We start from the raw sequence: 7,061 nt of genomic DNA on the forward strand, positions 1-7,061 counted from the left end.
TTAGTCCTTCAACAGGTCCTTAATCTCTGCCAGAAGCTCTCCGTCCAGCTCTTCCAGATCGTCGTTTTTCTTTTTCTTCTTGCCCTTGCCAAGGCGCTTAATCTCTTCTTTCTTGTAATTATAAAACTCCGTACTCAGCTTTTCCTGACGGTCCTTCTCTTTACTTCCCTCTTCAACGACCAAACGTGTCTTGATATTGTTTTCCAGGATGTTGGTATCCACGACTACCGCCATGCCGTCCGGCGTTTTGATCCTCTCGCCGTTATCCGGCATACCCTTTCTCATTTCCATATACACGTCATTTTCATATTTGAGGCAGCACATCAGCCTTCCGCAGATACCGGATATCTTTGTGGGATTCAACGACAGGCTCTGCACTTTTGCCATTTTAATGGAAACCGGTTCAAATTCAGACAGCCAGCTATGGCAGCACAGACTGCGGCCGCAGGTTCCGATGCCGCCCATCATTTTCGCTTCATCCCTGACACCGATCTGACGCAGCTCGATCCGCATCTTGAAGACGCCGGCAAGATCCTTTACCAGTTCCCGGAAATCAACTCTTCCGTCAGCCGTAAAGTAAAAGATAATCTTGCTGTTGTCAAAGGTATATTCCACATCGATCAGCTTCATTTCCAGCTTGTGCTTGTTGATCTTTTCCTGGCACAGTCGCAAAGCCCGTTCTTTTTTCTTTACGTTATCTCTGTGCTTTTTATGGTCCTTTTCATCGGCGATCCGAATGATCTTCTTCAGCGGTGTAACGATTTCAGAAGGAGGAACTTCCTTTTCTTCCATATTGACCGTTCCAAACTCCATTCCTCTGGCAGTCTCCACAATGACATTCGTCCCCAGTTCTACCTCCAGATCACCCGGGTCGAAATAGTATACTTTACCGGCTGTTTTAAACTTAACGCCTACTACTTTTACCATTCTCTATCCTCCAATTTTTATCATCAAGTCCTTGAGGGCATAGCTCTTTGCCACGCCTCTTTGGATCTGTCTTCTCGCTTGTTCAATCAGATCCACATTCCTGTAAATCTGGCTCTTTTTATACAATCTTCCCTCCTGCGTGTTTTCTATCAGGAAATCGCGGTACACCTTCTCCAACGCATCCAGAAACGCATAGGTCTGACCGCTGTCTTTCATAATGTCGGCGACAGCTTCTTTTCTTTTATAAAACGGCTGTCCGGCAAGCAGCATGTCCGCCACTTCTCTGGCCTTATCCAGCATGCCTTCATAGCTCTCTTCTCCGAAATAATTCAGACGAAACTTTACACATCTGGACAAAATCGTCTGTGTAAGGTTTTCGATATTCTCCGACAGCAGAATCAGAATCGTTCCCTCCGCCGGTTCCTCCAGGGTTTTCAGCAGACGGTTCTGTGCCCGCAGCGTCATGGTGTCAGCATCGTTGATAATAGCGGCGGTCCTTTCTCCATAGGGCTTTGTCTTCAGCCTCTCCTGCAGAGTTTCAATCGCTTCATCCTTAATGCTGCTCCCATCCGCCTGCACATAGATCAGATCCTCATGGTTTCCGTGGTCGATCTTGCTGCAGATTACACAGCTGTCACATCCGATCCCGGGCGCCTCCTTGCAGAGAACCGCTTTTATAAATGCCTCTGCGAAAGCCTTTTTATCCAGCATCGCTTCGCCTTCGAATATATAGGCGTGAGAAATATTTCCGCTTCGGATGGCGGCCGACAGCCTTTCTTTTAACTTTTCATTTCCCTTAATCCGATCAAAGCTCATTTTTCAAAAGCCTTTCTATGTGTCCCAGTATCTCCCGGCTGATCTCCTCGATATCGCCGCTGGCATCAATGCCGACGATCCTGTCCGGAAACTGCAGCTCCAGTTCTTCATAGCCGTGAAAAACCCGATTATGAAAATCCAGCGCCTCCATTTCGATCCGGTCCTGCGCCTCCTGTCCGATTCTTCCCTTGCCAATGCCCGGGTCCAGTTTCAAAAGAAACGTAATGTCAGGAATACAGTCTCTGACCGCATAGGCGTTGATTATGGATACACAGTCCCCCAGCCCGCGCCCATACCCCTGATAGGCTATGCTGGAATCGATAAAACGGTCGCAGATCACATGCTCGCCCCGCTCGAGGGCCGGCCGAATCACCTGTGCCACGTGCTGCGCCCGGGAAGCTGCGTAAAGCAGCGCCTCGGTCATGGCATCCATCTCACGGTTTTCTTTATCTAAAATAATCGTTCGGATCTTTTCACTGATGGCAGTTCCTCCCGGCTCCCTTGTGAGAACCACTTTCTCTCCCCGCTGCTGAAAAAAAGTCCGAATTCTTTCTATCTGCGTTGATTTTCCTGAGCCATCAGGCCCTTCCAAGGTAATAAATAAGCCGTTTTTCATCTTCTGTGACTCCTGTTTTTCTTTGTTCCGCTATTTTTTCCATTCTGCTTTACAACTTCATCGATCAGCCGCATCAGAAAATATATGATCACACCTGCAAGAGGGACGCAAAGTAATATTACGAATATAACTTTTAGTATTGTCATGAAAACCATATTACTCCCCCTTCCTTTAAAGTAAATTGCACAAAATATACATGATATTATACCATGCCTGGCGTCGTTTTCACAACATTAATATCCCAGAGCTTTTAATCTGCACACAATATCCCAGTAAAGATCCGTTATATCCAGCACGCCGCCTCCTGTTTTTTTGCTGGCCAGCGCCTTTTTCCCATAATCTACGGCATGGGGATGGGATATGCCTTTTTTTCCGGGGCCGGAGTAAACGCCCCGAAAGTCACCCCACTTAGCCGAATCAACGGCTACCAGACCATCGTTTGTTCCTTCGATCCTCTTCACCAGCCCATGGAAAATTCCCATCGCAGGATTGCTCCTGCTGTTTTTCATATCAAAAGCGTAACTCTGATAATACACCTCCGGCGCATCCAAAACCATTTCGTTGAAGACTTTCATATAATCTGCCGTAAGCTGCTCATAGGTTTTCAGAGAACTGTTTTTCTCCCCTCCGTCAAAGAGCAGCATCAAATTGAATAAAGACAGAAGCCCCTTATAGACAGCTCCTGCCTTTTGCCGTATCCGATCCATAGAAATGATGCCTCGATGAGGCGTTGCAAGCGTCGTCAGAGAAGCGGTCTTTTGTGCCATATCCAGACAGGAGATCATAAATCTGGCCTCAAGCCCGCCTTTGGAATGGGCGATCAGATTCAGCTTCTCCGCCCCCGCATCCTCAAGGACCTTCTCTGCGGAAGCCTTCAGCTGGACCGCATTATGTTCAATCTTTCCAAAGGCATCCTGATTGCCAAAATAGACCTTCGCCCCATGCCTTTCCAGAAATTCCGGAATCCTGCCCCAGTAGCGGTCAAAATTCCCGTCCCTGTAGCCAATTCCATGTATCAGCATAATCGGATATTTCGTCGCACAAGTCTCATCCAACACCTTCCAACTCCCTCCCTGCGGCAACGCCGCTCCTATCCTTGCGAACATTATACCACACACCCGCCCAAAAAATCACTCTTCGCTGCGCCATCTTCAAACTTAAACATAAAAGGCGCCGCCCTTTCAGGCAGCGCCCGGTTCTACCACACGGCCAATCCTCTAATCGATCAAATCAAAGTTCATCACAACTTTAAACAAATCACCGTCTATGAAAATATTGAAGGTTCCGCCCTGCAGCTCCACCAGATTGCGGGCGATGGACAGTCCCAGACCGCTGCCCTCCGTATGGCGGGAGCTGTCACCCCTCACAAAGCGTTCCATCAGTTCTTCTTCACTGATATTCAGCTCATATCTGGAAGTGTTTCTGTAGGTAATGACTGCTTTTCCGTCCTTCTCCTCCAAGCTGAGATAAACTCTCGTCCCCGGCTGAGAATACTTACAGATATTGTTTAACAGATTGTCAAAGATCCTCCACATCCTTCTGCCATCAGCCATGATTTCCAGCTCTTTTTCCGGAAGCTTCATGATGAAATTCAGATCGCTTTCCTCCGCTTTTTCCTTATATTCCCCCATAGTCTGAGTCATCAGCACGCCCACCTGACACGGGACTAAATCCAATTTTACGTTCCCCGTCGCAGCCTTAGAAGCATCCACCAGGTCCTCAATCAGCTTTTTCAGCCTGCCGGACTGGCGGTCCAGCACTTCCACGTACTCCTTGGCCTTCTCATTATCCAGTTCCTCTTTTTTAAGGAAATCCACATAATTGATGATGGATGTCAAAGGCGTTTTTATATCGTGGGAAACATTGGTAATCAGTTCTGATTTGAACCGCTCGCTTTTCAGCCGTTCTTCCACGGCCCTGGACATTCCCTTACCGATGCTGTTGAGGTTATCCGCATGTTGGGCCAGATCCCACAGCAGGCCGTTTTTATCGATCTGATAGTCCAGATCGCCTTCCGCCAGGCGCTTGCCTCCTTCCGCCAGACGTTTGCAACCCAGGGCTATATACAACACCGCCACACTTAACACGATTACTGACAACAGCCACACGGCAGGTCCGCCGCCGCTTATGGCCATCAGATTGAGCAGCAGAAACGCGGCCAGAACCACTCCGGTTTTCCATACCAAAGGAAGCTGCCTGAGAAGCGGATTTATTTTCTTTCTTATTATCCAGTTTAAGAAATGCAGCAGCCGATTCAAAACAGTATGCTTCCACCATACGCCTTCCTTAAGCTCAACCGCAAAGAGGAGCAGATACCCCACTACCACGGCTGTCATGGGCAAAACGGCCAGAGCAATCAGTATTGCGCTGCCGGAGGAGAGAACGCCGGCCATGTTGATTCCCACTGCAAAGATTAAAATGACCCCTGCGGCTGCCATCAAATCCAAAGGCAGCTTCGCAACTCCGCAAGAACGCCTCTCTTCATTTTTCCAGCCTGCGGAAACCATCAAGTATATGAAGAATACAATCGCTGCCAACAGGCACAGGATGCAGGCGATCAAAGCCTGAGTCCGATGCTCATACATTTTGCGGCAGGAACTGAACGATGAAGCAACTTCCGCCGGTACCGCCGCATTTGCGGCCGAACTCCTCAAAAATATTTCGACTTTATAGCTTCCAGAACCGCCCTCATGATAAAAGGACTCGCTGTATACGCCCTCTGTAGTCTTTAGATCGGCATTCGCTTGCCAAATCAGTATTGCTTCTTGCGTTTTTGCATTGTCAAAGGACACGATGTAGCCAAAATCCGCGTTCTCCTTCCCATTTTCCGGTGCCTTTTCCTTGAGCTCCGCGATTGCGGCAAGCTCATCGGCCTTGTCCTTGGCCTGCGCCTCCGCTTCAATAGCCTTCTCTTCCTCTGCCGTCAATTCCCCAGTGCCATACTCTTCAGGATAGTAGTCTTCGGCATCCGGCTCTGTGAGCGAACTGAGCGAGTAGATTTGGTCTATGAGGGAGAGAGAAGCTTTGTTTGCTGCCTCATGATATATTTCCTTCTCAACGGTTTCTGCATCCTTTGAATACCAGCCCCGTTCTTCATTAAACAATACCACTGCGGCCGAAAAGACAGCCATCGTTACGCATGCCAGCAGCAGGATGTATGCCGTAATTTTTGCCACCAGGCTTTTTTTCAACTTTTCCATTTCAATACACACCTCATTCTATTTTATATCCCTGTCCCCAAACAACTTTTAAGTGCCGCGGCTCATCCGGATTGGCCTCCACCTTTTCTCTGAGATGGCGGATATGAACTGCCACTGTTCCCTCGGCGCCATAAGCATGTTCTTCCCAAACCTGCCCATAGATCTGCTTCGGAGAAAAAACCTGTCCCGGATGTTCCATCAGGAGTTTTAAGATTCCATATTCCTTCGGCGTCAGGCTGACCGGCTCTCCCATGAGGAAAGCTGCCTTGGCGGAATCATCCAGCTCAATGTCCCCCACCTTTAAGACGCTGGACTTCTTAGCTCCCGATCCCAACTCCATATACCGCCGCAGCTGTGACTTTACCCTCGCCAGCAGTTCCACCGGATTGAAGGGTTTTGTGATGTAGTCGTCAGCGCCCAAATTGAGTCCGAGAATTTTATCCGTGTCCTCCCCTTTTGCGGTAAGAAATATGACAGGGATATTATAAGACTTACGCATACGTGTCAAAACCTGGATACCATCCAGCTTTGGCATCATAATATCGAGGAGAATCAGATGGATATCGTTTTTCTCAATGACTTCCAGGGCTTCCGGCCCGTCATAGGCCTCATACAAATTGTAATCATCACTTGCAAGATAGATTTTTAAAGCGGAGACAATGTCTTTTTCATCGTCACATATCAATATGTTATACATCTTTTGTCAACCTCCATAGATATTATGCCATAATAAATTTTAAGATAAAATCAGGTGAACCTTTAAGAATTGTTTAAATACCGAAAAAAAGGCCGCTTGACGAAAGCGGTCTTCTAATGTCCGGAGCATTTTTATTCGGAGTCGGCTAAATCCTGGATTTTATCAGGAGTCAAGCGGTAGATTGTCATGATATCCACTCCCTTGGCTCCCATATTTCCATAGAACCTAAGTGCCGGTTCGTTCCAGTCCAGGCACCCCCATTCCAGGCGTTTGCAACCCCGTTGAAGGGCCAGGTTGGCCATGTATTTCATCATCTGTCTGCCGATCCCCCGTCCTCTGTAGTTCTCATCCACATAAAATCCATCGATGTAAATACCTTTTTCTCCGATAAAGGCCGAAGAGTTATTGTAATAATAGAGAAATGCAACTGTCTCATTGTCCAGATCGCCAAATAGAGCCTCGCCGGAACCGGCTTCCAACAGCTTGCGAATTCCTTCTTCAGTGGCAGTTATGCTGTCCCTCATCTTCTGATAGGTACCCAGCCTTTGCATAAACGCCACCACCAGGGCGGCATCCCCGGCATTTGCCTGCCTGATCCGCAGCTTCCCACAATCATTTTCTATTCTATCCATCGTTTGTCCCCCTATCATCTGTTGATATTCTACATTATATCATAAATTCTTACGGAAAACGGGATGCAAAAATGAAAAAAACAGAGACTGTTTACACAATCTCTGTCTCTTTTAAATTGGCAACGTCCTACTTTCCCAGGCAGTCACCCGCCAAGTATCATCAGCGCTAAGGA

General features: G+C 47.8%; 7 protein-coding genes. All 7 read right to left on the reverse strand.

The features are described 5' to 3' along the window. The 7 genes from NE619_RS14560 to NE619_RS14590 all read right to left on the reverse strand — a co-directional run bounded on the left by NE619_RS14560 (window position 1) and on the right by NE619_RS14590 (window position 6,888). Window positions 1-927, reverse strand: a complete 927-nt coding sequence (locus NE619_RS14560) for a PSP1 domain-containing protein (protein WP_256133179.1) — start codon at window positions 925-927, stop codon at window positions 1-3. 3 nt (window positions 928-930) lie between these two features. Then, window positions 931-1,743: a hypothetical protein gene (locus tag NE619_RS14565; protein ID WP_256133180.1), complete on the reverse strand. Its 813-nt coding sequence runs from the start codon at window positions 1,741-1,743 to the stop codon at window positions 931-933. Further along, complete coding sequence (tmk, locus tag NE619_RS14570) at window positions 1,733-2,359, reverse strand: dTMP kinase (RefSeq protein ID WP_256133181.1); 627 nt, start codon at window positions 2,357-2,359, stop codon at window positions 1,733-1,735. Before tmk ends, NE619_RS14565 begins: the two co-directional genes overlap by 11 nt. A 233-nt stretch (window positions 2,360-2,592) precedes the next feature. Beyond that, entirely contained in the window at window positions 2,593-3,417 is an 825-nt protein-coding gene (locus NE619_RS14575; RefSeq protein WP_256133182.1) for an esterase/lipase family protein, read from the reverse strand. A 159-nt stretch (window positions 3,418-3,576) separates the two neighbouring features. Then, on the reverse strand, window positions 3,577-5,559 hold the full coding sequence (locus NE619_RS14580) for a sensor histidine kinase (protein WP_256133183.1): 1,983 nt from the start codon (window positions 5,557-5,559) through the stop codon (window positions 3,577-3,579). 13 nt (window positions 5,560-5,572) lie between these two features. Then, window positions 5,573-6,256: a response regulator transcription factor gene (locus NE619_RS14585; protein ID WP_256133184.1), complete on the reverse strand. Its 684-nt coding sequence runs from the start codon at window positions 6,254-6,256 to the stop codon at window positions 5,573-5,575. A gap of 131 nt (window positions 6,257-6,387) precedes the next feature. After that, window positions 6,388-6,888, reverse strand: coding sequence for a GNAT family N-acetyltransferase (locus tag NE619_RS14590; RefSeq protein WP_256133185.1), 501 nt, complete (start codon window positions 6,886-6,888; stop codon window positions 6,388-6,390). Window positions 6,889-7,061 lie beyond the last annotated feature (173 nt).

Origin of the sequence: Anaerovorax odorimutans, assembly GCF_024459955.1 — a bacterium.
In the GTDB taxonomy this organism is placed as follows: Bacteria; Bacillota; Clostridia; order Peptostreptococcales; family Anaerovoracaceae; genus Hominibacterium; species Hominibacterium odorimutans_A.